The sequence below is a fragment of the Longicatena caecimuris genome, from assembly GCF_004341945.1.
GTDB lineage: Bacteria > Bacillota_I > Bacilli_A > Erysipelotrichales > Erysipelotrichaceae > Longicatena > Longicatena caecimuris.
On sequence record NZ_SMBP01000008.1, the window covers coordinates 41,718 to 66,157 of the forward strand.

At 38.5% G+C, this 24,440-nt stretch carries 26 protein-coding genes; 19 read left to right on the forward strand and 7 right to left on the reverse strand.

What is annotated here, in order from left to right:
- Positions 1-2: 2 nt before the first annotated feature.
- The 5 genes from asrB to EDD61_RS06135 form a co-directional block, all read right to left on the reverse strand.
- Positions 3-803, reverse strand: coding sequence for an anaerobic sulfite reductase subunit AsrB (gene asrB, locus EDD61_RS06115; RefSeq protein WP_008979764.1), 801 nt, complete (start codon positions 801-803; stop codon positions 3-5).
- A complete protein-coding gene (gene asrA / locus EDD61_RS06120; protein ID WP_119983283.1) occupies positions 796-1,842 on the reverse strand; it encodes an anaerobic sulfite reductase subunit AsrA in 1,047 nt (348 codons plus the stop codon). The genes asrB and asrA overlap by 8 nt, the downstream gene beginning before the upstream one ends.
- Positions 1,843-2,162: 320 nt before the next feature.
- A complete protein-coding gene (locus EDD61_RS14170; RefSeq protein ID WP_132224556.1) occupies positions 2,163-3,719 on the reverse strand; it encodes a collagen-like domain-containing protein in 1,557 nt (518 codons plus the stop codon).
- A 368-nt stretch (positions 3,720-4,087) separates the two neighbouring features.
- A complete protein-coding gene (locus EDD61_RS06130) occupies positions 4,088-5,305 on the reverse strand; it encodes an ABC transporter permease (RefSeq protein WP_119983285.1) in 1,218 nt (405 codons plus the stop codon).
- Entirely contained in the window at positions 5,302-6,216 is a 915-nt protein-coding gene (locus EDD61_RS06135) for an ABC transporter ATP-binding protein (RefSeq protein WP_132224558.1), read from the reverse strand. Before EDD61_RS06135 ends, EDD61_RS06130 begins: the two co-directional genes overlap by 4 nt.
- Positions 6,217-6,365: 149 nt before the next feature.
- On the opposite strand from EDD61_RS06135, the gene EDD61_RS06140 reads away from it, so the two are divergent.
- The 9 genes from EDD61_RS06140 to EDD61_RS06175 all read left to right on the forward strand — a co-directional run bounded on the left by EDD61_RS06140 (position 6,366) and on the right by EDD61_RS06175 (position 13,408).
- Positions 6,366-6,584, forward strand: coding sequence for a helix-turn-helix transcriptional regulator (locus EDD61_RS06140; RefSeq protein ID WP_008979742.1), 219 nt, complete (start codon positions 6,366-6,368; stop codon positions 6,582-6,584).
- On the forward strand, positions 6,581-7,483 hold the full coding sequence (locus EDD61_RS06145) for a hypothetical protein (RefSeq protein ID WP_132224560.1): 903 nt from the start codon (positions 6,581-6,583) through the stop codon (positions 7,481-7,483). Before EDD61_RS06140 ends, EDD61_RS06145 begins: the two co-directional genes overlap by 4 nt.
- 84 nt (positions 7,484-7,567) lie before the next feature.
- Positions 7,568-8,212 carry an SGNH/GDSL hydrolase family protein gene (locus EDD61_RS06150; protein WP_008979740.1) on the forward strand — a complete coding sequence of 215 codons (645 nt, stop codon included), beginning with the start codon at positions 7,568-7,570 and terminating at the stop codon, positions 8,210-8,212.
- A 68-nt stretch (positions 8,213-8,280) separates the two neighbouring features.
- Positions 8,281-8,832, forward strand: coding sequence for an RNA polymerase sigma factor (locus EDD61_RS06155; RefSeq protein ID WP_008979739.1), 552 nt, complete (start codon positions 8,281-8,283; stop codon positions 8,830-8,832).
- The gene (locus EDD61_RS06160; protein WP_132224562.1) at positions 8,819-9,517 is read left to right on the forward strand and encodes a hypothetical protein; all 699 of its coding nucleotides are present in this window, start codon (positions 8,819-8,821) and stop codon (positions 9,515-9,517) included. The genes EDD61_RS06155 and EDD61_RS06160 overlap by 14 nt, the downstream gene beginning before the upstream one ends.
- Positions 9,508-10,380, forward strand: a complete 873-nt coding sequence (locus EDD61_RS06165) for an ATP-binding cassette domain-containing protein (RefSeq protein WP_119983289.1) — start codon at positions 9,508-9,510, stop codon at positions 10,378-10,380. Before EDD61_RS06160 ends, EDD61_RS06165 begins: the two co-directional genes overlap by 10 nt.
- Positions 10,377-11,843 carry an ABC transporter permease gene (locus EDD61_RS06170; protein ID WP_132224564.1) on the forward strand — a complete coding sequence of 489 codons (1,467 nt, stop codon included), beginning with the start codon at positions 10,377-10,379 and terminating at the stop codon, positions 11,841-11,843. Before EDD61_RS06165 ends, EDD61_RS06170 begins: the two co-directional genes overlap by 4 nt.
- Positions 11,844-12,021: 178 nt before the next feature.
- Positions 12,022-12,186, forward strand: a complete 165-nt coding sequence (locus tag EDD61_RS13785) for a hypothetical protein (protein ID WP_165877196.1) — start codon at positions 12,022-12,024, stop codon at positions 12,184-12,186.
- A gap of 1 nt (position 12,187) precedes the next feature.
- Entirely contained in the window at positions 12,188-13,408 is a 1,221-nt protein-coding gene (locus tag EDD61_RS06175) for a tetratricopeptide repeat protein (protein ID WP_207900990.1), read from the forward strand.
- A 379-nt stretch (positions 13,409-13,787) separates the two neighbouring features.
- Here the strand turns inward: EDD61_RS06175 and EDD61_RS06180 are convergent, their stop codons facing one another.
- Positions 13,788-14,681 carry a PHP domain-containing protein gene (locus tag EDD61_RS06180; protein ID WP_132224566.1) on the reverse strand — a complete coding sequence of 298 codons (894 nt, stop codon included), beginning with the start codon at positions 14,679-14,681 and terminating at the stop codon, positions 13,788-13,790.
- A 211-nt stretch (positions 14,682-14,892) separates the two neighbouring features.
- Between EDD61_RS06180 and EDD61_RS06185 the strand changes: the two genes are divergently transcribed.
- From EDD61_RS06185 to EDD61_RS06210, 6 genes are all read left to right on the forward strand, one after another.
- A complete protein-coding gene (locus tag EDD61_RS06185) occupies positions 14,893-15,666 on the forward strand; it encodes a DeoR/GlpR family DNA-binding transcription regulator (protein ID WP_020990874.1) in 774 nt (257 codons plus the stop codon).
- Between the two features lie 175 nt (positions 15,667-15,841).
- Positions 15,842-16,993 carry an MFS transporter gene (locus tag EDD61_RS06190; RefSeq protein WP_020990873.1) on the forward strand — a complete coding sequence of 384 codons (1,152 nt, stop codon included), beginning with the start codon at positions 15,842-15,844 and terminating at the stop codon, positions 16,991-16,993.
- Between the two features lie 86 nt (positions 16,994-17,079).
- Complete coding sequence (locus tag EDD61_RS06195) at positions 17,080-17,604, forward strand: hypothetical protein (RefSeq protein ID WP_008979307.1); 525 nt, start codon at positions 17,080-17,082, stop codon at positions 17,602-17,604.
- 19 nt (positions 17,605-17,623) lie between these two features.
- Complete coding sequence (locus EDD61_RS06200) at positions 17,624-18,418, forward strand: HAD family hydrolase (protein WP_132224568.1); 795 nt, start codon at positions 17,624-17,626, stop codon at positions 18,416-18,418.
- A complete protein-coding gene (locus tag EDD61_RS06205) occupies positions 18,379-19,236 on the forward strand; it encodes an HAD family hydrolase (RefSeq protein ID WP_132224570.1) in 858 nt (285 codons plus the stop codon). The genes EDD61_RS06200 and EDD61_RS06205 overlap by 40 nt, the downstream gene beginning before the upstream one ends.
- A gap of 31 nt (positions 19,237-19,267) precedes the next feature.
- Entirely contained in the window at positions 19,268-19,591 is a 324-nt protein-coding gene (locus EDD61_RS06210) for a hypothetical protein (RefSeq protein ID WP_008690707.1), read from the forward strand.
- A 433-nt stretch (positions 19,592-20,024) separates the two neighbouring features.
- Here EDD61_RS06210 and EDD61_RS06215 read toward each other — a convergent pair whose 3' ends face one another.
- Positions 20,025-20,912, reverse strand: a complete 888-nt coding sequence (locus EDD61_RS06215) for a sugar phosphate isomerase/epimerase family protein (protein WP_008979304.1) — start codon at positions 20,910-20,912, stop codon at positions 20,025-20,027.
- 204 nt (positions 20,913-21,116) lie between these two features.
- On the opposite strand from EDD61_RS06215, the gene EDD61_RS06220 reads away from it, so the two are divergent.
- From EDD61_RS06220 to EDD61_RS06240, 4 genes are all read left to right on the forward strand, one after another.
- On the forward strand, positions 21,117-22,058 hold the full coding sequence (locus EDD61_RS06220; protein WP_132224572.1) for a type I phosphomannose isomerase catalytic subunit: 942 nt from the start codon (positions 21,117-21,119) through the stop codon (positions 22,056-22,058).
- 552 nt (positions 22,059-22,610) lie between these two features.
- Positions 22,611-23,024, forward strand: coding sequence for a PTS sugar transporter subunit IIA (locus EDD61_RS06230; RefSeq protein WP_230326903.1), 414 nt, complete (start codon positions 22,611-22,613; stop codon positions 23,022-23,024).
- A 29-nt stretch (positions 23,025-23,053) separates the two neighbouring features.
- A complete protein-coding gene (locus EDD61_RS06235; protein WP_008979301.1) occupies positions 23,054-23,545 on the forward strand; it encodes a PTS sugar transporter subunit IIB in 492 nt (163 codons plus the stop codon).
- A gap of 60 nt (positions 23,546-23,605) precedes the next feature.
- Positions 23,606-24,439: a PTS sugar transporter subunit IIC gene (locus EDD61_RS06240; protein WP_008690712.1), complete on the forward strand. Its 834-nt coding sequence runs from the start codon at positions 23,606-23,608 to the stop codon at positions 24,437-24,439.
- Position 24,440: the final 1 nt, after the last annotated feature.

A 24,440-nucleotide genomic window follows, 5' to 3' on the forward strand; every position in this document is an offset into this window, starting at 1 on the left:
CCTTAATCCATCAATGTCTTCGCCTTGGTATAAGGGAAGACAGGACCTTCCAGGCAGACATAAGTTTCATTAATCTTACAGTGACCGCATTTACCTAAAGCGCAGGACATTTTACGTTCAAAGGATACGTAGATGTGCTCTTCTTGAACACCATATTTCATACATTCCTGAGCTGTAAATTTCATCATGACTGGCGGGCCGACAATGATGACGGCATAATCTTCGCCCCATTCCTGAAAAGGTATATCTTTTACATAATTCATCGCAAAGCCTTCTTTAAATCCCTCTTTTTGCCCATTATCTAATGTTAGGGTAGTATGAAAATGGGGTGCATTGACAAAGGCTTTTAAATCATTTTCAAATAAAGTGTGAGAAGGATCACGAAATCCGGCAATGGCATATACATCCTTACAATCCTGTGGATGATGAAGGAAGTGTTTTAGCGTACTACGGACAGGGGCAACACCGGTTCCACCGGCAATTACCACAACATGTTTATTTTTAAATGATTCTAATGGAAACCCATTGCCATAAGGACCGCGAATATATAAATCATCCCCAGGTGCTAAATCGAAGATGACGTTTGTTAACTTTCCCACGCGGCGAATTGTAAATTCTACCGTGGAATCAGTAAAACTACTTACGGAAATAGGAGCTTCGCCAATTTTTGGCAAAGAGATTTCAAAGAATTGTCCGTGCCGTATCGAGGCATTTGGGAATTCTACTACAAATGTAGATTCTAAATCCGTTTCTTCTATGATATCTAAAATACGATGTTTTTCAGGTAACCAGGGGTTATTCATCTGCCTTTGCCTCCTTTCTTGCTTCTACTTCCTCATACAAGCGATTTATGATATGCGTAAATGAAATATATTCCGGACAGATATCATCACAGCGACCGCAGCCGACACACATCTGATAATCGGTTTTAAAACGTTTCTGAAAGTCATAAACCTTATGCATTGTCTTAAATCGCATACGATCTTGATAATCGTCACGGAAAGCATGCCCGCCGTTTACTGTGGTGAATCCATCATTCATACAGCCGGTCCAGGTCCGTCTGCGCTCACCGCTTTTTCCATTTTCCGTATAAGTCGTGTCAATGGTATTGAAGCAAGAACAGGTGATGCATACGGAATTACATGCGCCACAGCCAATACAGCGTGTCTGATAATCCTTCCACATGTCGAAAGCATAGATGTCCGCTACCATGTCTTCCGTTATCTTTGGAACATGAATAACGGTTTCATTCTTTTTCACAAATGCTGGCTGATAGGTTGTTTTCGGATATGTGTTAAAAATAGATGTAAATTGATCACTCTTACATTCTACCAAGACACGTCCTTCTTCTTCATAAGGGCGTATAGCTAAATCATAATCATCTGTTTTATTTGTACCCATGCTGCAGCAAGCACAAGATTCCCAGCCTTCTTCCGGACATTCCATCAAGATAAAATGAACCTTATCACGCATACGCTTATAATAAGGATCTACTTCATTGCCATTTTCTAAGAATATCTTATCCAGACGTTTTATACCGTGAATATCACAAGAACGGGCAAAAATCAGCAGATCTTTATCAAAAATCTGACTTTCCATAAAGCCATATTCAGTGAAATGAAATAATGTCTGATTGATTGGATAGAAGACTTCCTTTGGCGAATATTGACTGCGCTCATTCCATTCAATCTCTTCAAGACTACGGATTTCTTTATACCGAATAATATCTGTATTGCAATATCTTCCGGCATTTTTTAATCGTTTTGGTGCATAAATCTTATAATGCAGCCTGAGTGAATCAAATACATGATTCATCTCTTCGTATGTCAATTCATACGACATGGTAACTACCTCCTTCATCCTTGTACATAAGAGTCATTGTAGGATATTCATCTTTGACTTCCATTATGTATGTCATAACTGATTTCATTGTAAACCCTTAAAAAATTTTTTTGAATAGGAGGAACGGTTTTTCAAAAATTCTAATAGATACATAAATATTTCTTATCGTTAGTACCAGAATGTTTTGAAAGGGCAAAAGATAAGGAGGATGGGAAAGTGAAAAGATCAAGAATAGAAGCTTTGAAAATGTGAAGAAGTTTCTATAAATGACAAAAGCCACCGTTATTGGTGGCTAATGAAATACATATGGGGATGGTATATTATTTCGTGATGATTTCTGCTTTGCAGGCCGATACGAAAGTAGGGTTGTCACAACCATTACCGACAAGAACGATCATACCAAATTCATTCTTTAATACCATACCGTTTCCTACAGTCTGACCTCCAGCATTGATAGATACACCAGTAGTACCTACTGGCAAGTACATACGCTCTGCTTCTTCACAATCAAAGTCACAACCTGTTGGTATTGGTGTTGGTACAGACAGATATGTGATAGCATTGTTGTAGGAAGCACTGGTAAGTTTAATTGATGCAATATGGCAGATGGAAATGGCTTCGGATGGTTTCCCCTGCGAGTTGACCAATTGTAAAATACCACTATGAGGGTTGTTGTTAGGAGAAGGCAGTAAGGAACCGAGACGACCACTTGCATTATTGCCACTTTCCATACTGACAATGACGTTTTCATTTGGATAAAGAGCAATCAGTTGTTCGAGTAAGTGTTTCATCTGGCTTACACATGCACAAGAAGCACTGACAGCAACAACACCGGTAGCACCTGTAGCTCCCGTAGCACCGGTTACCCCGGTAGGCCCTGTTGCACCTGTAGCACCGGTTGGGCCGGTAGGACCAGTGATACCATCTTCGCCATCTGTACCGGTAGCACCGCGTGGTATGACGAAGTCTAAGATATGATTAGGACCACCTGAATCTGTGACAGATGCCGGTGTACCCGGTTCTGCAGTCGTTGTGCTTCTAACTGTCAACGTATCAGCAACACCCGTAGCACCGGTAGGGCCAGTAGGTCCGGTAGGCCCTGTTGGTCCGGTCGCCCCAGTTGCGCCGGTTGCGCCAGTGGCTCCGGTTACCCCAGTAATACCAATGCCAGTTGCCCCGGTAGCTCCGGTAGCACCGGTTACTCCGGTTGGCCCGGTAGGCCCAATAGTACCTGTAACGCCCGTAGCACCGGTAGGCCCCGTAGCGCCATTTGCCCCGGTATTTCCCGTAGGCCCTTGTAAACCAGTAGCGCCGGTGGCTCCTGTAATGCCGGTAGGACCGGTTGCTCCCGTAATGCCTGTAGCACCATTCGCTCCAGTAGGTCCGGTATTTCCGGTAGGTCCGGTAGCTCCTGCAGGTCCAGTAGCTCCCGTGATTCCTGCGAAACCTTGAAGACCGGTTGCACCTGTTGGACCTTGTGGTCCAGTAGGTCCAGTTGCACCATTTGCTCCAGTAGGCCCAGTAGCTCCTGTAATACCAGATGCGCCGGTTGTTCCTGTTGCACCGGTTGGTCCTTGCAGACCGGTAGGCCCGGTAGCACCATTCGCGCCGGTCGCTCCCGTGGCACCTGTTGGCCCGGTAGGCCCGGTAGCTCCTACACCAGGTCCGGTAGCACCAGTAGCTCCGGTAGGTCCTGTAGGCCCAGTGGCACCACGGAATCCTCTAGGACCTCTTGGCCCAATACATGCACATCCACAAGTATTCACAGGAGTAATGCAAGGCTCGCATGAGCAACTTAGCGGACAATCGTTTCGTCCCTGAAAAGGTTCTTCTTCATAATCGTAATCATCTTGTTCAAACGTATCTTCATATTCCATTTTATCACCTCGCCGCATGGATTTTGAATATCCGTCGTATCCTATGCGCTTACTTGCAAAATGGCATAAGCAAGTGCCTAGTTTAGAAGGATATCAATGAAAACGTGAGATACAACTATGTTTTGCTGTATCAGACAACTGTAAAAAAGGCTTTTCATTACGCGCGTTACTTGTGGAAAAGGCATTTTCTTATAATGAAGTTTCACCTCTTTTCTTTTTATCCAACGTATACTATGCAAAACAGGAAATGTTATATGGTGTATCTTATCAGGGATGTCTGTTACTTTTCCAAATAACCATAAAAAAAGCCATTTGTTTACAAGAGAATATAGAAACAAATGACTTTGGTTATGATTTATAATATTTTTTTATTCATGATGACGTAAGGCTTGTACGATTGTTTTTAATGAAACCGTATTGCCATAACTCAATGTCCCTCTGCGATATAAGCGCGCCCCTAAAATTCCCATGGCAATGGTCGTAACTGCCAATAGGCACCAGGAAATAATGATTTCCCATACGGTAGCAGAGCCAACGGCAACATTGATGAACATACACATCCAGGAGGTAAAGGGTACAAAACCAACGATTTTGGCAAGAAGCGTATCTGGCATCTGCAAGCTTACATAACTCAAGATGAAAACCGCGATAATCAGTAGCTGAATCGGCATGGTTGCCCCATTTACTTCTTCGACTTTCGAACATAAAGCACCAATCGCCCCAAACAGGAAGTTGAAGAGCAAATAGCCTAACATGCCAAATAATGCGAAGGTCCATAATACGATGGAAGGAATGTGTAAAAATTTATCCAATGCATGATTCCACACATCTGCATTTACTTGATATGCCAACAGGAAAGAACCTAACATAAGGGCAGTCTGCAGAACCCCTGTAATTGCGCCGGCAATGACCTTGCCGAAAATTAAGGTATTTGATGTTGTACTGGTTGTTAGTATTTCAATAGCACGGTTGCTTTTCTCACTTGCAACTCCTACACCAACTTGATTACCGTAAATCATGATCATCATATAAAGAAGGAGGATCAATGCATAGGTGTAATAATAGTTACTGCTGCCATCGGTTCCCAACACGGTTGTTTTGGATTGAATCGGTGTCTGATAAATAGCTTCAATGGTTGTCGCATCATAATGATGACGTTTGAACTCCTTTGCTTGGTATTGCTTTTTCATCAAATCTTCAAACTTAGCTGGACGTGTATCCTGTAAACTTGAATTTTTTATATAATAAGTGAAATGCGTAGCATCGTTTATGGCAAAACCAATATCTGCTTTCCCATCAGTTACTTGTTTTTTTAATTCATCCAACTGCGTGGTGCGCAGAACCTTATAAGCAGGAAATTGTTGCTTGATCAAATTGTCATCTTGTAAGATCTGTTTCATATCCTGTATGATCATGACCTTATCAACTTTTTGGGTGTCCTTATTTTCGCTGTCATTTGATAGAAAGCGAGGGAAGGATAATAAAGCAAAGGCAGCTATTGCTACTAATATGGTGGAAATCAGAAAAGATTTCTTTTTTAGCATAGTTTCCAATTCAAATTTTAAAACGATAAAAAAGGCTCTCATTCTTCATCACCTGCCTTTACTACAAAAATGTCTGTAAGTGATGCCTCATATATCTTAAATACGTCGATATCAATATGATGATTCACAAGATATGCGAACAGCATCTGCTTATCAATACCTTCCTTTAATTCTACGATATAATCCTCAGCTTGTTTTGTGTACAGATTGATCATATTTTGACATTGTTTTAAAGTGTCCTCAAAGGTGCCAGCACATGATTCATTTGGACGTAATACGAGACGGTTATGACCAAATGCTTTTTTTATTTGTTTCAGGTTGCCTTGTAAAACGACATTGCCATGATGCAAGATTACAATATCTTCGCAAAATTCCTCAACATAATTCATTTGGTGTGAAGAAAAGATGACAAGCTTACCGGCTTGTATTTGCTCTTGTACGACTTCTTGTAAGATCTGTGAATTTACCGGATCTAAACCGGAAAATGGCTCATCTAAAATTACGATATCCGGATCATTCATCAAAGTCTGTGCTAACTGAACTTTCTGCTGATTTCCTTTACTCAATGTTTCTAAAACACTTGATTCATATTCTTCAATATGCAAACGTTTTAACCATTTTTTTAAGTTGCTTTTGGCTTCGGCTTTTTTCATACCTCGTAACTCAGCTAAATAAAGCAATTGCTCAGATACTTTCTTTTTGGGATATAAGCCTCTTTCTTCTGGTAAATAGCCGATGTTATATTCCTTCGCATGAAATGGCTTTCCATCCATGAGAAGTGTTCCTTGATTTGCCTTGAATACATCCATCAGGATGCGAATGGTTGTTGATTTCCCCGCGCCGTTACGCCCCAATAGACCTAAAGCTTTGCCACTTTCAATGGTAAAAGAAATACCATGCAGTACTTCTTTGCCTTGAAAGCTTTTATGCAAGTCGTGTACTTCTAGTTTCATTTTGTCCCTCCTATTGTTAGCTACATTATAAAGCAAGTTTCTTTAAAATGCAATATATATTTTGCATTTGTAAGATATAACTTTCATAAAGTCTTGCTTTTCCTCTCTCATCCACCTATAATAAAAACGATAAAGAAGGGATATGCGATATGAAAAATCTCAAGATCAAGATGGCCCGTATGGAACTGGATATGTCACAAGAAGAATTAGCAAAAAAAGTTGGAGCGACCAGACAGACCATTGGGTTGATTGAAGCAGGAAGGTATAATCCAAGCATTAAGCTTTGTATCAATATCTGTATTGCGTTGCATAAACATTTAGATGATTTATTTTGGGATGAGTCCTATGATAAGGAGGAATGGGAATGAAACAGCCGAAACAAAGCTTGTTGAAAGATATCATACGTTATGGAAAAACAAAAGGAAAAGCACCATTGGATGAACGTCAGATGGATACTTTAAAAAATTTATACATTGAATTAGCCAGATCGGTATTACTGGCATTTATGATATTCAGCATTGCTTATGGGTATAAAGAGATTCATGGGGAAGAAATATCTTATAGTTATTTTAATTTATCTGTCGGTATCATCGGTGCCGTAACCTATTATTATTTATTGCGTTTCGCATATCAGCAGGTGATTGGGATTGATGAGAATTTTGAAGTTTTACTCATACCGGCACTTGTCTTTACACCGTCCTTCTACATGGATGCATTATGGGCACTGGGATTTTTATTTGATTTCCCTGCAATGTATTTTCGTGTGGTGGCATATTTATGGCCTCTTTATGCCATCTTAAATTACTTAGGAGCAAATAAAGTGTATCAGCATGGGAAAATGGTAATGGAAAAAGAAATTGAACTGGGACAGTTGAGCTTTCGCAGTCGTAAAATGATAACAAACTATGTTTTGTTTTTCCTGATAATCGCATGTATGTTGCCGATTTCTTATGATATGTTGTGCCATATGACCTTATTATTGGCAATGTTGTTTCTTTTTTATACGATATGGCAATATGGCTTTCATACGCCAACCAATATTTATGTATTTGATGAAGAGGGTTTGCGTTATCATAAGGCATTGTGGAATCGCAAAGGAGGATATTTGCGCTATGATGAAATCGTATCTGTGAAACAACAGGATACCTTTAATATCGGATATGCGAAGGATAAAGTGTGTATTCATACCAAACAAGGAAAAGATGTCTTATTGTATCCGGAAAATCCATATCGATTTTGTACAGAACTAGAAAACTTATTGGGATGATGTTTCATAAATAAAAGCCAATATAAATATTACTGGATTTAAAAAAACAGGGAAAGCTTTAAATGATATAAAAGGAGGAAAGTTATGCGTATTTTATGTTATGGGGATAGTAATACTTGGGGATATGATCCAACAAGTGGAATGCGTTTTGCGCATCGTTGGCCAAAGGTATTAGCACAGCAATTCCCACAGGATGAAATTATTGAAGAGGGATTAAATGGACGTACTTTGGTTCATGAGGATCCTTATGGCAAGGGAAGATGTGGCAGTGCTGTTTTGGAAATGCTATTGCGAACCCATCAGCCTCTGGATCTTATCATTATGATGCTGGGAACTAACGATCTGAAAACTATGTATCATTTGAATGCCGAGATGATCGCAAAGGGAGTCAGGGAAAATATTAAGATCATGCAGAATCCCTTTCTTTATGAACGTTATGCCATTCCTAAGATTTTGGTGGTTTCACCGATTGCCTTGGGCGAAACGATTTTGACAACTTCACCATGGGCAGGCGAATTCCATGAAAGGAGTTATCAGGTGGCAAGGCATATGGCAAAGCCAATACAAGAAATCTGTGCACAATATCATTGTTACTTCTTTGATGCCGCCAGTGTTGCCTGCGCCAGTAAAGCGGATGGCGTGCATATGGATGAAGAAAATCATCGTAAACTGGCATACGCTTTGGCAAAAGAAATTCGGAAAATGCAAAAGGATCATGAGAAAGTTTAAAAAACTTTCTTTTTTTAAGACCTTTTTCATAGATCATTCGTTAAACATATAGAGGAGGCGTAAAGAACATGAAAGAAAAGTGGTTACTACATAAAATTCGCCATGGCGATATGGCCGCGTTGGATACCTTTATCACCCAAGTATATCCAACTATTTACGCCTTTGTTTATCGTAAGATGCAGGGAGATGATAGTGCGAAGGATATTACCCAAGAAGTATTCTTGCGTTTTATTCGTTATTTGCCAACCTATCATGAAGAGGGGAAGGTGATACATTTTCTATACCGCATTGCCAGTAATCTTTGTGTGGATGCTTACCGCAAACAAAAACTACACCTTATGGAAGACAGCGAGGCTTGGATGAATGGTCTGGGGGATGATATTGATGTACATGAAAGCATTTTAAAGCAATGCGCACAGGAAACATTACTGTATAACATTGGAAAGTTACCGCTGCCCCAACAGGATGTGATCCTATTGCATTATTTCCATCAACTTACTTATCGTGAAATCGCACAAGTGTATGATATGCCAATATCCAGTGTAAAATCCAGGCATAAAGCAGCTTTAGCAAAGCTGTATCAAATGATGAAAGGAGAAAGACAAGATGAAAACAGATAAACCTCATATTTCACAGGATGCTTTATACGATACGTTGGCGGCTTGTCGTAATGAATGGCAGAATCAGCAAATGAAAACACCATATAAAAATGAGCTCTTGCTGCGTTTTATGCATATGGAACTAAAAAGCTATATCCGCATGTCTTTTCTCGGATTATGTATATGTCTTGCAGGCAGCATCATGTTCAGCAATACAATCTTTGTTGTTTGTGGCTATATGTTTTTAATGGGCAGTTGTTTTTTATTTGAACTCTATCGGCGAAAGTATTATCAGACACAAGAAATCATGGCACCTGTTTATCTCAATGATGGCAGAGTATTACTTTTTAAGATGGCCGGTATTGCGGTATGGGAAATAGTAGAATTCATCATATTGTGTTTGGTCTTATATGTTATGGACAAACTGGCGCTGGCGGAAGTTTTGTTGTATGGATTCTTACCGATTTTTATTTTACAAAGCTTATTGATTGTATTCATGACCAAATTAAATACGCTATATAAAGCAGGAAGTGCTTATGTGTTATCGTTTGGTATTTATGTAATCCTTATACAAAGTTTAGATGTATTGTTGTTTGTAAACGCCATACAGCTATTGGTGGCAGCCGTGGTCAGCATCATCTTATATTATTTGATGTTGCTAGTGAATTATCGTATGAAAACAAGGAGGACGATACTATGGAATTAACGTTGGAACATGTGGATAAATCATTTAAACAAATTCATGCCGTACGAGATGTTACCTTACAGCTTGGTAAAGGTGTTCATGGATTATTAGGCGCAAATGGCAGTGGCAAAACGACATTGATGCGATTAATATGTGGCTTGATTCCTCTTGATAAAGGCAGTTTGCATTTTATGGATATAAATGCGCTGAAACAATATGATACATATGCAAGTTATCTTGGCTATCTGCCACAGCATTTCGGTTATTATCCACATTACAGTGTCTATGATTTTCTCTCCTATATGAGTATTTTGAAAAACATGTCTAAAGAATATAGTGAACAGCGTATAGAAACACTTTTAGAAAGGCTAAATTTGCAGTCACATAAGCATAAGAAGCTCCGTCAATTATCTGGTGGTATGTTACGTCGTGTGGGGATTGCCCAAGCCTTATTGAATGAACCTAAGCTGTTGCTGTTAGATGAGCCAACGGCAGGTCTGGACCCTAAAGAAAGAATTATCTTTCGTAATCTGATCGCCTCCTTATCGCAAGAATGTTGTATCCTGTTATCTACCCATATTGTAAGTGATGTAGAAACGATTGCAGATGATATTCTTGTCATGAAAGAAGGTAGTATCTTACTGCATGATACCGTTGCTAATCTCTTGACCTATATGCAGGGGAAAGTATGGGAAATGGTGCTTCCTGCAAGCGAAGCAATTGCTCTTTCTGATAAGTATTGCATCGTAAAACAGCATACCATGCAAGATGGTGTGCATCTGCGTTTTATAAGTGATACACAAAGTTATCCGAATGCGAAATTAGCAATTCCCGATTTAGATGATTTGTATCTTTATTATTTTCAGGATGGTGAAACCGTATGATGCGTTTATTAAAAAGTGAATATCAAAAACTAGGGAAACGAAAATTTACGGTTGTATTGTTAATAGCTTTATTTGCTTATAGTGGCTATCAGATTTATCAGACTTATCATGCAACTGCAGCATCTGAAATAATGGCAATGACTTATGAGACAACAGATCATCAAAAAGTTGCAAACGGTTTAGCATATTATCGTTATGCCGATGAATACCTACACCAGTATGCAGGGCCCTTTAATGAAGATACCATTCAGAAAATGAAGGAAGATTATCAAAAAATCATGAAGAAGTATCAGCGTAAGAATATAGATACGGAAAAGATGGAACGCATATACGGTAAAGATTGGGAGTCTTTCTTAAAGGGCGCCGCTACCAGTAAGTATATGGAAGAAGATGTTCGAAAACGAATGGAACGTATGAACATTGATGGATATGGTATGGATGATAAAGGTAATTACTTTTTCAACGTTTTTTATAAAGAAGATCCGGTATATATGCTTTATCAACGTATTTACACAGGGCATAGTCAATATGCCACAAGTCATGAACTTTATGGTGAGAACGCAGGACAAATATCTTCTGAGATAGTTGATATTTCTGTAAATCAATATCTGCCTCGTTTCTTAAAAGGGGCAGGAGCAGAAAAAGAGTTGTTTGAAAATGCGATGCATAGTGGTGAGATAACGAACGCGTCTTCGCGAATTGCGAAAAAGTATCAAGAAGAATTACAACAAGGACAGCTTCAATATGACAGTACGGTAGGTAATCATTTATTGTTAACAAATTTGAATAAAATTGACTTTGTAAGTTTACTAGTTATCATAATCGTATTATCGGATATGTTTGCACAAGAAACACATTATAAAACTGATCAGATTCTCATACCGACAAAAGAAGGAGCGAAACGCTTGGTGATTGCCAAACTATTATGTGGCATGTCTTTAGCAATCGGTATTCTATTCCTTCAGTTATGCATGATTGTTTTGGCAGCATTCATCTTTGTTCCTCTGCGATCCTTAGATCTCACGGTATTTCCACAAGCAGATGCCGGGTATTATGAAATGATACGGTTCATATTTACCTATCGTGAGGTTCTCGTTAGTACCTTTTTCCTTACCCTGATAGCAGCTATGGCGATAGGTATGGTAACAATGACCATTTCTTATTTCTCTAAGAATCGATTTGCGACAGCGATTCTTATGCTCGTATTTATGATTTTATCATTTGCCATTAACTTCAGACAAGATGGATGGTTGGCTTATCTTTGTTCTCTTTTCCCATCCCATATGTTGGAGGTAAACACCTTTTATAGTTGGATGAATGGTGGATTTTCACCTTTCATAATCTTTATGGATATGATGATCCCTTGGAAAAATATTGTTTGTGTCCTCTGGATAATACTGATGATCATCCTGTCTGTTATTATCATACAGCGGTATCAAAAACATTTCGTAAAGAGTCATTAAGATGAATATTGTGAAATTTAGATGGTCTGTATAAAAAAGGGTAAATACTAGTGGCATTTATCCGTAAATTGCGCAAAAAACATGAAAAAACAGTCCGTTTTTTCTAGAAATATGCCTATTGATTAAAAGCGGATCCTATGTTAAATTAAGACACAGATATATAGGAGGAATAGTTATTATGAAAAAAGTTATGAAATTTATGATGGTTTTAGGGCTAGTCTTAACTCTGGCACCAAGTATGGGAGGCCATGTAAACAATAAACGTTGCGGATTAAATCCTAAAACAAGTAAAGATTGTGCACATGAGGTAATGCCTGCTAATTCAGAACATTTAGGTTTATAAAATGAACAGACATTTAGGTCCTATCTTTCGCTTACATAGAAGAGAATCTGGACTTCGACTGGCACAATTCAAGGAAATTGTGCCAGTTTCTAAATTAAGCGATTTTGAAACTGGGAAGAAAGATCTGACGCAGGAAACGGTAAGAAAGCTATATGCGATTATCGGCATGGAGTTTCATGCGATTGAAGATAATGCAAATGTATCTATCATGGTTTGGAATCTGTTTACGGCAATTGTTAAATCAGAACCTACGGCAGACATATACAAAAAACTTTATCAACAGAAGTCCAGTGTACAATTTCAAGGTGAATATATCATATGGTTGTTAGGTGTTTTTATTTATCGTGTATATCATGCAGAGGATGAATATTTATATGAAGAAGATATCAAAAGGCTGAATAAATACATTGATTATTTAGAACCGGAACTTCAGAAATTGTTTTATGATACTGCTGGTGGCTATTATATCAGTGCTTATGATTATAAAAATGCAATTATGTATTTTGATAAGGCTATACATAGTAACAATATAGAAATACAGGCTATGGCATTTTATCATAAGACGATCATATTGGTAGAACAAGGCTATTATGTGGAAGGCTTAGATTGTATCAAAAGAGCCATCAGTTTATTTAATCAAAATCTGTATTTAAAGCGTGGTGTCATGTGCAATGTATTGTTAGGAAACTTGTATTCAGGATTGAATGATTACGCAATGGCTGAACAAGTATACGTACAATGTTTAAATGCTATGAGACAACTTTCATTACCTAATATGATTGCCATCTTTAATAATCTCACTTGGATAAGTTTGTTATGGGGTAAATATGATAAAGTATTACAATATGCAAATGAGGCAGAGAAACATAGCAAAACCCATGAGATGATGTATTTTTATAAATCCTATGCTTATCATAAAATGAATATGCGTAATGAAGCAAAAGAACAAATACGTCAAGCAAAATTGTATTGCACAAAATCCTCTGAATATCGCATTGCGATGATTGATGCATTTGCGACTTATCTCTATGAAACGAAACCATTTGAATTAAAGGAAAAGAAGTTTTTAAAAGCCTATAAGTCTGCCAGAAAGGCAAACGATATACAGGCTGCTATCTTTGTGTTAAATCTCTTATCAGATCTATGTGAGTCCTATATGAGAAAAGAAAAAGAATTATTTTATAAAACAGAGATGATAAAATTATACAAAATGAGAAGATGAGGTAATTATTTTCTGGAAATTATAATTGTAAAAAAATATTATATATGGTTAATCTTCGGGTAGGATATAAAGGCGGTAATTATGGGCTGCCTTTTTTTCCATATATAACAAAAAGTCAGGCTCTGAAACGGTCCTGACTCTTTGTTGTAAATGATATAAAACATATAGTGGGAAGTTAGTGCTTGTGGTTGTAAAGTTATAGAGGAAATAAGCCATGTGTAGAAAGGAAGTACACATCTCTCATAATTAGCTTTATCTAACTTCTTCTATATAATACAACGAAAGTTAACCTTAGTCAACAATTTTATACAAGTTTTTCATTTTTTTATACATGACGACTTGCACCACCTACATAAGTAAAAAAGACTGTTTCAACAGTCTAATCGTTCGCTAAGGCATGTAAGAATTGTTGCAAGATTATTTCCGCATGGTTACCTTCATAGCCATATTCCCCAAGTTGAATCTTTGGTTTCATTTTACCATGAAAATCACTGCCACAACTCATCAGCACATGATGCTTTTGACAATAGTCTTCATAATATAAGTTTTGTTCCCGCGTATGGTAGTTGCTGTAGGCCTCAATACCATCTATACCTTGGCTAAGGGCTTTTTCCAAGCGTTCTTCTTGGTGGAAGAAATTACGGAAAGGATGGGCAATAATGGCAATACCACCGGCTTCATGGATGTGCTCTACGGTTTCTTGCAGGCTGGGATATGGTACATGAACATAGCAGGGATTACCGGCACTGCACATATCCCAATAAAAATTGACACAAGCCGGCTCACAGCGCTCTCCACCTGGTTGGTAGGGCTGAAAGGCTGGCTTATTTGCATAGCGAGGGTCCTTGAGAAAATAGTCAACGATAGCGGGAAAGGGATTCATCGTTCCAAAGCGTTGTAATAATGCTTGTGCATCTAATTCCATATCGAAGTATTCATTCAATTTGGCAATGCGTTTTGTCATCGTACCCTGCTTCAATTGAGCAATCTGCTGAGGAAGCTTTTCAAAATACGGTGTATGATGATTTAGGCCATAGCCCAGCACATGGACTTCCAATCCGTCAAACAAGGTATCACATTCAATGGCAGGAATCACACGTATCGCGTTTTGCTTACCTAACTGCATCATTTCATCAACGCCCTGTGCCGTATTATGGTCGCTTAAGGCAATAAGAGACAGCTTGGCTTCTTTTACTTTTTCTATTAATTCCTGACAGGTGAATTGTCCATCACTACTATATAAAGAATGCATGTGTAAATCAAATGTTGTCATAGTGGCTCTCCTTTGAAAACAAAGGTATTATAGCATAAGCAAATCGGAAAAGTTTGTATCTATTAGAAATTATTAAAATATTGCGAAAAAAGTGGGAAATTTGTATAAAAACAAAAAAATTAATGTTTTAAATTTGGAATGTTGGGATTTTTAATTGACGAATTCCTTGGGAATACTTAAACTAAGAGTGTGTCAAAGGAGGCTGATGAAAATGTCCAAAGCAAGCGATGCCAGAAGAAATGCGTTATATGAGATCATTCTGAATGAAGGAAGAGTTCGTGTGGGGGATTTGGCGCGGGCCTTGGATGTTACTACAGAAACCATACGAAAAGATCTGAAAGTATTAGAAGATCGTGGCGTATTAATTAAAAAGCATGGCAGCGCTACTGTTCGCAATGCTTATTATCAGTTGCCTTTTGATGTGAAACTGCAGGAGAATACAGTGCAGAAACAATGGATTGCGCGCAAGGCATTAGATTTTATACAGGATGATTCCATCGTCTATTTAGATCCGGGAAGTACCTGTTTGCAACTGGCTAAATTGTTACGGTTAAAGAAGAATATTACCGTATTGACAAATTCTTTGCCCATTGGCGATATCATTTGTGACAGTGGCTTAGAACTTATTATGGCCGGTGGTAAGCTGCAGAAAAAAGGCAGAGCTTTTATTGGCTATTATACGACAAATGTGATTGACTCCATTCGCATCGATATTGCTTTTTTAGGCTGTGACGGTTTCCAGGATATGGATGGACCGATGACATTTTCTATGGAACATGCGGAAATCAACCGCCATATTCTACGCCAATCCAGAAAAAGTATTTTGCTTTGTGATTCCAGCAAGTTTACCAAGACCAGTACCTATCAGTTTGCGAAGTTTTCGGATTATGATGTCATGATTACCAATCCGATCAGTGAGGAACAGCAGACAATGGTAAAAGGTGTAAAACAGCTGATCATGGTAGATGAGCATACTTTTGAATGACCATGATAAGACATGGGCCATATACCCGATAAACACTGTTGTAGGATCTGACCAATCTACTGATGAAGAGCGACCTCCTTGCCATATCAGAACAGCGTTATCGGGTTTGTTTTATGAAAGCATATCGTTTATGATAATAGAAAAGGGATGCAAGGAAACAATACAGGAGGAACCTATGAAAAAAGATCGAAGAAATGTCGTGCTGTTATGTGGTTTTTACTTTCTGAGCTATTTGGCATTTGTATTGCCTTATGGCTACATGCAAACGTTTTTAGAATCTGTTGGCTATGATGTCGTTGAACGTGGTGTTATCTTATCTGGTACGGCTGTTGTCGCTATTGTAACACAGCTATTTGCTGGTTATTTATGTGATAAGTACCATAGTGATAAACGCTTTTTCAATTTATCATTGATTATCTTTGTTTTAGCGGCCTTGGTGATGTATCAGGTAAGTGAAAAGAGCTTTTATCTGCATTTGATCTTTATGTCTTTAGTCGGCGGTATGTTTCGTACGACAATGGCAATACAGGATAGCTGGACACTACAGACGAGTGAAACCTGTCGAAATAACTTTGGACCGATTCGGGCCTTTGGTGCGATTGGTTGGATGATTGGAAGTCCGATTGGAGCGATGATTGTTGAACATTACGGCTATGCTTCCTTAGGTTATGTATTTGCCGGTTTGGCCGTATTGAATATTTTATTGACGATGATGATGCAAGATGCCGTAAAGGTGGAAAAAAGTGGTGGTATTCATATCGGCGATTTAAAGGAATTGTTACTCAATCGTAAATATATCATCGTGGTATTGATCTTCCTATTTATTAATGTCATCGCAACGGCCGATATTTATACGACTGTGGATAAGATGATGAATCTTGGAGCGAAAGAAGGAATGATCGGCGCACGCTGGAGCATACAGGCATTTACCGAACTGCCACTGTTTTTTGCCGGTACCTGGCTGTTAAAGAAATTCGGTGACTATAAGCTGATGATGTTTGGTACCTTTATGTACATTCTTCGTTTTATTGCCTATTCGCTTGTACAATCACCGGAAATGATGATTGTTGTCACTTTGATGCAATGTATCACGTATCCGCTTATCATGATCACCAGCAAAACTTTGGTTGATGATACGACGCCAAAACATTTGCGTAGTAGTGGACAGACCATAGCTTCAGCTTTTTATGTAGGTGTTTCACTATTAGTTACCCCTGTGATTGCCGGTGCAATGGTCAATGCGATGGGGGCCGATATGACATTATTGCTGATTGGTTTATCCGGCATTATCCCTTTAGGTTTGGGATTGCTTTATAAACGGGTATAGACAAATGTCACTGATTTACGTAACCGCTTAAATTCTTCCTTGAAATAGTGTATAATAATACCGAAATTGGAAGAAGGAGAAAATTTATGGATACTATATTTACTATGGAAACCTTTATCAGTGTGGTTATGATCGGGTATGGCATTTGGATGTTATTTCGTTCCGCACAGCAGTTAAGAACAAATATAAAATTAAGAAATGAGTACAAAAACAGTCATAAGGACTATGAAGAAGTAAATGTTTATACCGGCTTTTTGATTTTCTTTGCCATAATGATGGCAGCCGGCATTTTCCTTGCCTTTTTCCCATATGTGGAGGATAACGTTTACTATTATCGTCTTGCCTACAGTTTAATAGCGTTGATTGCCGTGAGTATGGGAATGGATACGCTTGTGAAACGACGTGTTATTTTTGATGACAATGGCTTCTTATATGAAAAGGCTTATTATCGTTACCGTTCTATCATGAACGTAACACGAAATAAAGGCTTAATGAAAAACATGGAAATTTCATCAACCGAAGAAAAACGAATCACGATTTCACATAAGATGGGTGAGGCATTTGATGTTCATTATGACAACTGGAAAAACCGTAAGAAACATAAAAAATAAAGGTGAAGGATGATTCGTAATGATAAAACTATGTGTGTTTGATGTGGATGGTACACTGATTACAAAAGGTGATAGACAGTTCAGTTACAACACGATAACAGCATTAAAAAATTTGCAAAAGCAAGGAGTGAAGCTGGCCATTGCCAGTGGCAGACCTCCTTTTGCCATGGAGAAGAAACTGCTGGAAGAAATTACATTTGATTATTTTATTTGCAGCAATGGTGCCTGTGTGATAGATAGCAAGGATGAGGTATTACATCGCTTTTCTTTTACGAAACAGCAGACCCAAAAATTGATTGATATCTTTCGCACCAAAGATGATGCTTTGATGTTTCAATGCATCGAAGCGGCGCGTTGTTATCATGGCTATAAACGTATTGCGCATATGCTGGAAGGATTTTTAGGACGTTTGGATATTTTAAGCGATGAGCGTGAACAAAGCATATATCAACAAAAAAGCCTTCCTTTAGCTGCTGTGGCAAAAATTGAACATGAGGATTTGCAAGCGATCAAAGAACATTTTCCTGAATTATTATTTACGCCCTTTGATACGACATATTATGATATCAATGGACAGCATAGCAAAGCAGATGGCATCGCATGTATTTGTAAGCATATCGGTATCGATATGACAGAATGTGCGGCGTTTGGCGATGATTATAATGATTTGGATATGATCAAGCGCTGTGGGTATGGCATTGCCATGGGGAATGCCCGTGAAAAAGTCAAAGAAGTAGCTGCTTATGTGACATCTAATGTTGAGGAAGATGGCATATGGAACGCTTGTCTTCACTATGGGTGGATAAAGCAATGATACGATTATTATTAAGTGATATCGATGGTACCTTGATTCAATATGATCCAAAGATTCATAAGACTGATGTTGACGCAATCCATCAGCTGCAGGAACATGGTGTTCAATTTGGTTTGGTGACAGGAAGAGATATCGGCTTTTGCCGTCATCTGTTAACACACCATAATTTACAAGCCGATTGTATCATAGCCAATAATGGAGGCTCTTTATGGATTCAAAAACATAAGGTATTGGAACATCATATGGATGGGGAAGAAGTTATCGCTATTATGAAACAATTGGATGCTTATGTGGGGATGTGTCATCCTTTTATTTGTAGTGAAGAGCGTGAATTCTTTTTGATGAAACATGCCTATACAGCGGATGCATGGCAATCTATACGTAAGACACTTGCTTATTTGGGCAATTTGCGTGAAGAAGACTTACTCCAACATTTGCATAGAACAAAAGCCAGTGTGGTCAAAATCAGTTTGTATACTTGCAATGAGCAGACAACAAATGCTTTATTGCCTAAGCTTCAGGCAATATTTAAAGAGTATGAAGTCTTGCCTACTTCTATCGACTATATTGAAATAACCAAAAAAGGAATTCATAAAGGCAACACCGTTTGTACCCTGATGGATAAGCTGCATCTAAAAAAGCATGAGGTTGGGGTAATCGGGGATGGCCATAATGATGTGCCGATGTTTTCCTGTGTTGAGCATAGTTTTGTGATGGAAAGTGCGCAGGAGGAAGTAAAGCGTCATGGAAAGAGAATCGTAAAAAGTGTTGCGCAAGCGGTACAATGTGTTATACAATACAATCAAAATGAGGAATAACTTCCTTTTATCAGTAGGAGGATGTAAGGAAATGGCAAAGAAAAAAGCAACAGTTCAGCAGACAGCGGCAAAACGTGTATTAGATGTATTACATCGAAAAGAGGCATATTCAGAAAGTACGGCTGTCGGTTATGAGGCATTTAAAAATATATCATATCCAACTCAGGTCATCGCTTATACGATTGCGAATCTGATGGAAAATGGGGTTGTGAAACGGACGCAGGATGAGCGCTTTTATTTTGATGAGCAGAACTGGAATCAGTTAAAGAAAAAAGTCAATGTAGGATATCTGGTATTAATTGGCTTGCCATTGATTTTATTTTTAATTTTCTTATTCGTCAAATATGTGTTATAGTTTCAGAAAAGCTTAGCGTTTACAGATTATGAAAAACGCTTGCTTCATGTAGTATTTATCCGGTTGCTTAGCAACCTTTTTTTGTTTGAAAAACCTTTTCCATAGTGATATGTACCCTTTTGATACGCGGTACATATGTATTGCTAAGTTACCATATAACGGGTATTAAAAAATGATTATTATCGGTTATCCGGTTGAAACATATGGAATTAGATATAAATGATGTTGCGTAATTGTTTATCCGTTTAAAGGAGTTTATCGATTATCAAAGGGTGGAGAAGCTTGTAATGAATAAGTTAAAGGGAGGATCAAAAACTTATCTTATAGGAAATGTTATGAAGTATTACGTCAGTGCTATGCCGGGATAAAGGCGAATCGTAAATAAATAAAAAATGAGGGATGCCAAATTCGGCAATTCCTCATTTTGGGTGTTTTAGGTGATATTTTCTAATGTATCTTTTAGTTTATCCATGCTGGATATAGTTTCCTGGAAAGGCACTTCAGCTTCTAAGGAAAGGACTTTATCATAACCGCGATTGTGTAAATATGTCAGAATCTGATCATATGGTATATCGCCGTCGAATAATTCTTTATGCACAAAAGGTTTTTGCTGGGTAGGATCATAATGATAATCTTTGATGTGAATATGACCTATTTGCGGATAGATATAACGTAACTCATCCATTAATGAAAAGAGTAAATAATCTTTTGGCACATTTTCTTTTACTGCTCTAAAGCTATTTGCTGGATCCCATAATAAGCGTAAGTGTGGATCTTGGAAAGCCTTGATGATCTGTATCGTCATCATTCCCTTTGGCAATCGTGAATATGGGCAGTTTTCTAAAACCAACGTTATATCATACTCCTTCGCAATCCGTAAAGCTAAGCGGACTGCACGAAGGATAGCATTCATATCTTCCTGAACGCCGAAAGGAGGTTTACGATTGTCAGGAAAACGGAAGGGGAATATGCGTACGCGCGGACAATTTAAACGTTTGGCAATGCGGCAGGCATTTTCCAGATAACGCAGGTGCGTATTGATATCGCCTTCAATGGCATAAAAAGAATCATTGAATAAAGAAACTTGATCACCTTCATATAAAGGGCAAAGAAAAAAGACAGTACTGGCAATGCAGGATACTTCCAAATGATAGGTTTGTAAGAGCGTGCGGATATGCTCGACTTCTGCCAGACTACATTCTTCAATACTTTTACCAAAGACATTGTGTAATTCCACATGCGAATAATGATGTGCTTTCGCTATTTGTAAAGCACGTTCTAAATCTTCACAAATTTGATCGGTTATAATGGCATATTGCATACATTCACCTGACTGCAACAATAAGATTTGCAGTCATTTTTCCTTTCTGTACTATGATTATACCATTTTCTTAGGCAATTGTTATAACAATTGTTAGAAAAAAGATGAAAAATGTAGGAAAGGTCATAATGTAATGACATTTCATTGCTTTTGTATGTGATTCATATTATAATAGGGACGAGAAAAAGAAAGAGGTAGAACATTATGTATCCATTTCGTTTAAAACCAATTTATGACAAAACCATTTGGGCCAATGATCGTTTAACGACGATGCGTCATGAAGCCCAGACCGGATGTGGCACATGCTGGGAAATCAGTGCCCATCCACATGCACAGAATAAGATCATCAATGGAGATTATGCCGGTAAAACTTTACAGGAATTGTTAGATGAGAAAGAGCAAGAAATGCTAGGGAAAGTACCTAGACAGCGTTTGTTACGTTTGGCTTTTCTAGATGCGGCAGATAATCTTTCCATTCAGGTTCATCCGGATGATGCTTATGCGCATGAACATGAACATGATGAAGGGAAAACAGAATCCTGGTATATTTTAGAGGCTGATGAAGGGGCAACGCTGGTAGCTGGAACGACCATTGCCGATAAGGATGTTTTATATCAGGCGGTGCAAGAGAATACAGTTGAGCAATATGTGCGGCGCATTCCGGTAAAAGCCGGGGATTTTGTATGTATTGATGCAGGGATGTTGCATGCCTTAGGGAAGGGCATCTTAGCATTGGAAATTGGGGAGAATTCCAACACGACATATCGTTTTTATGATTATAATCGAAAAGATGCAAACGGCAATCCACGTCCTTTGCATATTCAAAAAAGCTTTGATGTTGCGGATTTCGCTTTGGTTTGTACACCGGTTCATTCTCCTTTAGAAAAAGTACAGGAAACAAAGGAGAAAATGTTAGTAGAGCGTGAAGAGTTTTGTGTCAAGCTGGTAGACATTCATGCATCCTATGAAGTAATTATGGATCACACAAAATTTTATTGTGTATCGAATGTTGGTCAAGATGCTGAAATCATCTGTGACGGTATGCACATTCCATTCCTTTATACAGAAAGCATCTTTGTGCCGGCAGCGTGTAAGGATTTTACCATACTGGGGGATACCAGAGTATTACTTAGCTATGTGAAATAAAGCAAGGCGATTAGGGCAGCTAAGAGCTGCCTTTTTGTTACCGGTGTTCTACATGCGCAAGAATTAAGCAGGTGCATAGTCGAACACAATTATGTGCGCATAGGGTGTCATATTTGGATGTTTGCAAGCAAGATACCAAAAGCAAAAGGTAAAAAGCCTGTTTACGAAGAAAATAGCCTGTTTTCCATATAATTTGTTGGTTTCTTTATGTCAATTTTGGGTGAATTGTGTGATTACATTTGTAATGTATGTGAAAAAATTAAACAAAATGCTTGAAATACCATATCCACTGATGTAAGATAACTATGTAAAAAGACAGCGTAAGCGATTACATTCCTGGAAAAATAAGAGCTGGTCACTCTGGAATGTAGCACTTACTGGTAACTGAATCGCTGGGAGATTCTGCATATTGTTGATACTTCATACAATAAAATAGTGATGGTGCTATCCGTAGTGCTTAACTTTTTTGTGTGAAAAAACAGTGTTGAAAAACCATAAGACAGTTACGATCAGTGTCTGTTAAAAAGGAGGATACTAATGAGATATGTGATTATGGTCAGCCACGGCGAATTTGCACCGGGTCTGCATTCTGCTGTAAAGATGATGACAGGCAGTAGAGATGATGTATTAAGCACGAGTCTTCGTGAAGATATGAGTGCTGATGAATTTGCGGAAAACTTCCGTAAACTGGTGGAGCCGCTGAATACTGACGACTCCGTAATTTTACTTGCTGATATTTTGAGCGGTTCACCATTTACGAATGCGTTGGCAGTACTTGATGAAAAAGGTATGATGGCTAATACGTTAGTACTTGCTGGTATGAACATGCCAATGGCTATTACCGCCGTATTGATGAAAGACAATTTTGATGATTTAAATGTACTGAAAGAAACCATTCTAAGTGAAGGTCGTGCTGGCATGACAGAATTCAGTACAACAGCTGATGACGCTGATGATGACATTTAGTCATTCAGATAAAAAGGAGGAAAAAGTATATGATTAGTTTTGTACGAGTTGACGACCGCATCATTCACGGTCAGATTGTAACACGTTGGTCTAAGGAATTCCCTTGTGACGGTATCATTGCTGTAAATGATAAAGCAGCAACTACTCCAGTTCTAAAACAGTCCTTTAAAGCATCTACTGATAAAAAAGTATTGGTGTGGACGATGGAACACTTCTTGGAAAAAGCACAGACCGTGCTTGACAGTGAAAAACGCTATTTCTTAATTACAAAGAATCCAGTCGACATGAAAAAAATCCTGGTAGACAACAAATTTGTCCCAAGTGATGTAAAACGTGTTGTCATTGGACCTTGTAATGATCGCCCAGGTTCTATTAAGTTAGGACAGAATCAGTCTTTAATTCAGGAAGAGGCTGAAGCATGTGAAGCTATGACAAACGCTGGTTATGATGTATACTTTGCGTTATTGCAGGAAACAGCTATTGGTTCATGGCCTAAATTCAGATCTAAATTCGGTTATTAATGGTGGGAGCATTGAAACTGAATTGGATTATATAAAAAAAGGAAAAGGAGAAATGCTATTATGAGTTTAATTCAAGCAATTTTAATTGGTCTTATGAGTTGTACTGCAGCTAGTACGATTGCTTGTTTGGGAACTACTGTTGGTAACTACACTCTGAATAGACCGTTGGTAGCATCTTTGTTCGTCGGTTTAATTCTTGGTGATGTACCAGGATGTATCCTGGTTGGTATGCCTATGCAGGTTATGTGGATTGCGCTGGTTACACCTGGTGGAACCGTAGCTTCTGACTTGCGTGCAGTTTCCTACATTGGTATTCCTTTGGCTTACGTTGGAGCGAAAGCTGCTGGAATGGATTTAGCTGGAAAGGATGCTGCAGGTTTGGCATCTAGTATCTCAGCTATGACTGGTGTTATCGGTATTACATTGTTCTACGGAACTGCTATGATGAACCTGATCTGGCAGCACATTGGATGGGCTAGACTGGATAAAGGCGATTTAGGAATTATTGGTAAAGTTGATGCTTTATTCCCATTAATTTCTCACTTCGTATTATCTTTCCTGCCTGTTACTCTGCTGTGCTATTATGGTGCAGATGCAGTTACGGAAATCTTTGCATCTTTGAAAACAGACGTATGGTATGTTAAGGCGCTGATTACAGTTGGTGCTGTACTGCCTGCTGTTGGTATTGCTATTCTGCTGAAATCCGTTGTTACGAAGACAACCGATTTGATTTTCTTCGCATTCGGTTTCGCATTGGCTAAATCTATGGGATTAACACTGATTGCTGCTACAGCTGTTGGTGCTGTATTCGCATTGATTAACTATCAGTTAACAATGGTAAAAGCTGGTGGCGGTGGAGCTGCCATCGATGATGATGACGAGGAGGATATTTAAT

Coding starts and splice junctions, on each gene's coding strand:
- asrB (WP_008979764.1), bottom strand. CDS start 803: ATGAATAACCCCTGGTTACCTGAAAAACATCGTATTTTAGATATCATA.
- asrA (WP_119983283.1), bottom strand. CDS start 1,842: ATGTCGTATGAATTGACATACGAAGAGATGAATCATGTATTTGATTCA.
- EDD61_RS14170 (WP_132224556.1), bottom strand. CDS start 3,719: ATGGAATATGAAGATACGTTTGAACAAGATGATTACGATTATGAAGAA.
- EDD61_RS06130 (WP_119983285.1), bottom strand. CDS start 5,305: ATGAGAGCCTTTTTTATCGTTTTAAAATTTGAATTGGAAACTATGCTA.
- EDD61_RS06135 (WP_132224558.1), bottom strand. CDS start 6,216: ATGAAACTAGAAGTACACGACTTGCATAAAAGCTTTCAAGGCAAAGAA.
- EDD61_RS06140 (WP_008979742.1), top strand. CDS start 6,366: ATGAAAAATCTCAAGATCAAGATGGCCCGTATGGAACTGGATATGTCA.
- EDD61_RS06145 (WP_132224560.1), top strand. CDS start 6,581: ATGAAACAGCCGAAACAAAGCTTGTTGAAAGATATCATACGTTATGGA.
- EDD61_RS06150 (WP_008979740.1), top strand. CDS start 7,568: ATGCGTATTTTATGTTATGGGGATAGTAATACTTGGGGATATGATCCA.
- EDD61_RS06155 (WP_008979739.1), top strand. CDS start 8,281: ATGAAAGAAAAGTGGTTACTACATAAAATTCGCCATGGCGATATGGCC.
- EDD61_RS06160 (WP_132224562.1), top strand. CDS start 8,819: ATGAAAACAGATAAACCTCATATTTCACAGGATGCTTTATACGATACG.
- EDD61_RS06165 (WP_119983289.1), top strand. CDS start 9,508: ATGGAATTAACGTTGGAACATGTGGATAAATCATTTAAACAAATTCAT.
- EDD61_RS06170 (WP_132224564.1), top strand. CDS start 10,377: ATGATGCGTTTATTAAAAAGTGAATATCAAAAACTAGGGAAACGAAAA.
- EDD61_RS13785 (WP_165877196.1), top strand. CDS start 12,022: ATGAAAAAAGTTATGAAATTTATGATGGTTTTAGGGCTAGTCTTAACT.
- EDD61_RS06175 (WP_207900990.1), top strand. CDS start 12,188: ATGAACAGACATTTAGGTCCTATCTTTCGCTTACATAGAAGAGAATCT.
- EDD61_RS06180 (WP_132224566.1), bottom strand. CDS start 14,681: ATGACAACATTTGATTTACACATGCATTCTTTATATAGTAGTGATGGA.
- EDD61_RS06185 (WP_020990874.1), top strand. CDS start 14,893: ATGTCCAAAGCAAGCGATGCCAGAAGAAATGCGTTATATGAGATCATT.
- EDD61_RS06190 (WP_020990873.1), top strand. CDS start 15,842: ATGAAAAAAGATCGAAGAAATGTCGTGCTGTTATGTGGTTTTTACTTT.
- EDD61_RS06195 (WP_008979307.1), top strand. CDS start 17,080: ATGGATACTATATTTACTATGGAAACCTTTATCAGTGTGGTTATGATC.
- EDD61_RS06200 (WP_132224568.1), top strand. CDS start 17,624: ATGATAAAACTATGTGTGTTTGATGTGGATGGTACACTGATTACAAAA.
- EDD61_RS06205 (WP_132224570.1), top strand. CDS start 18,379: ATGGAACGCTTGTCTTCACTATGGGTGGATAAAGCAATGATACGATTA.
- EDD61_RS06210 (WP_008690707.1), top strand. CDS start 19,268: ATGGCAAAGAAAAAAGCAACAGTTCAGCAGACAGCGGCAAAACGTGTA.
- EDD61_RS06215 (WP_008979304.1), bottom strand. CDS start 20,912: ATGCAATATGCCATTATAACCGATCAAATTTGTGAAGATTTAGAACGT.
- EDD61_RS06220 (WP_132224572.1), top strand. CDS start 21,117: ATGTATCCATTTCGTTTAAAACCAATTTATGACAAAACCATTTGGGCC.
- EDD61_RS06230 (WP_230326903.1), top strand. CDS start 22,611: ATGGTCAGCCACGGCGAATTTGCACCGGGTCTGCATTCTGCTGTAAAG.
- EDD61_RS06235 (WP_008979301.1), top strand. CDS start 23,054: ATGATTAGTTTTGTACGAGTTGACGACCGCATCATTCACGGTCAGATT.
- EDD61_RS06240 (WP_008690712.1), top strand. CDS start 23,606: ATGAGTTTAATTCAAGCAATTTTAATTGGTCTTATGAGTTGTACTGCA.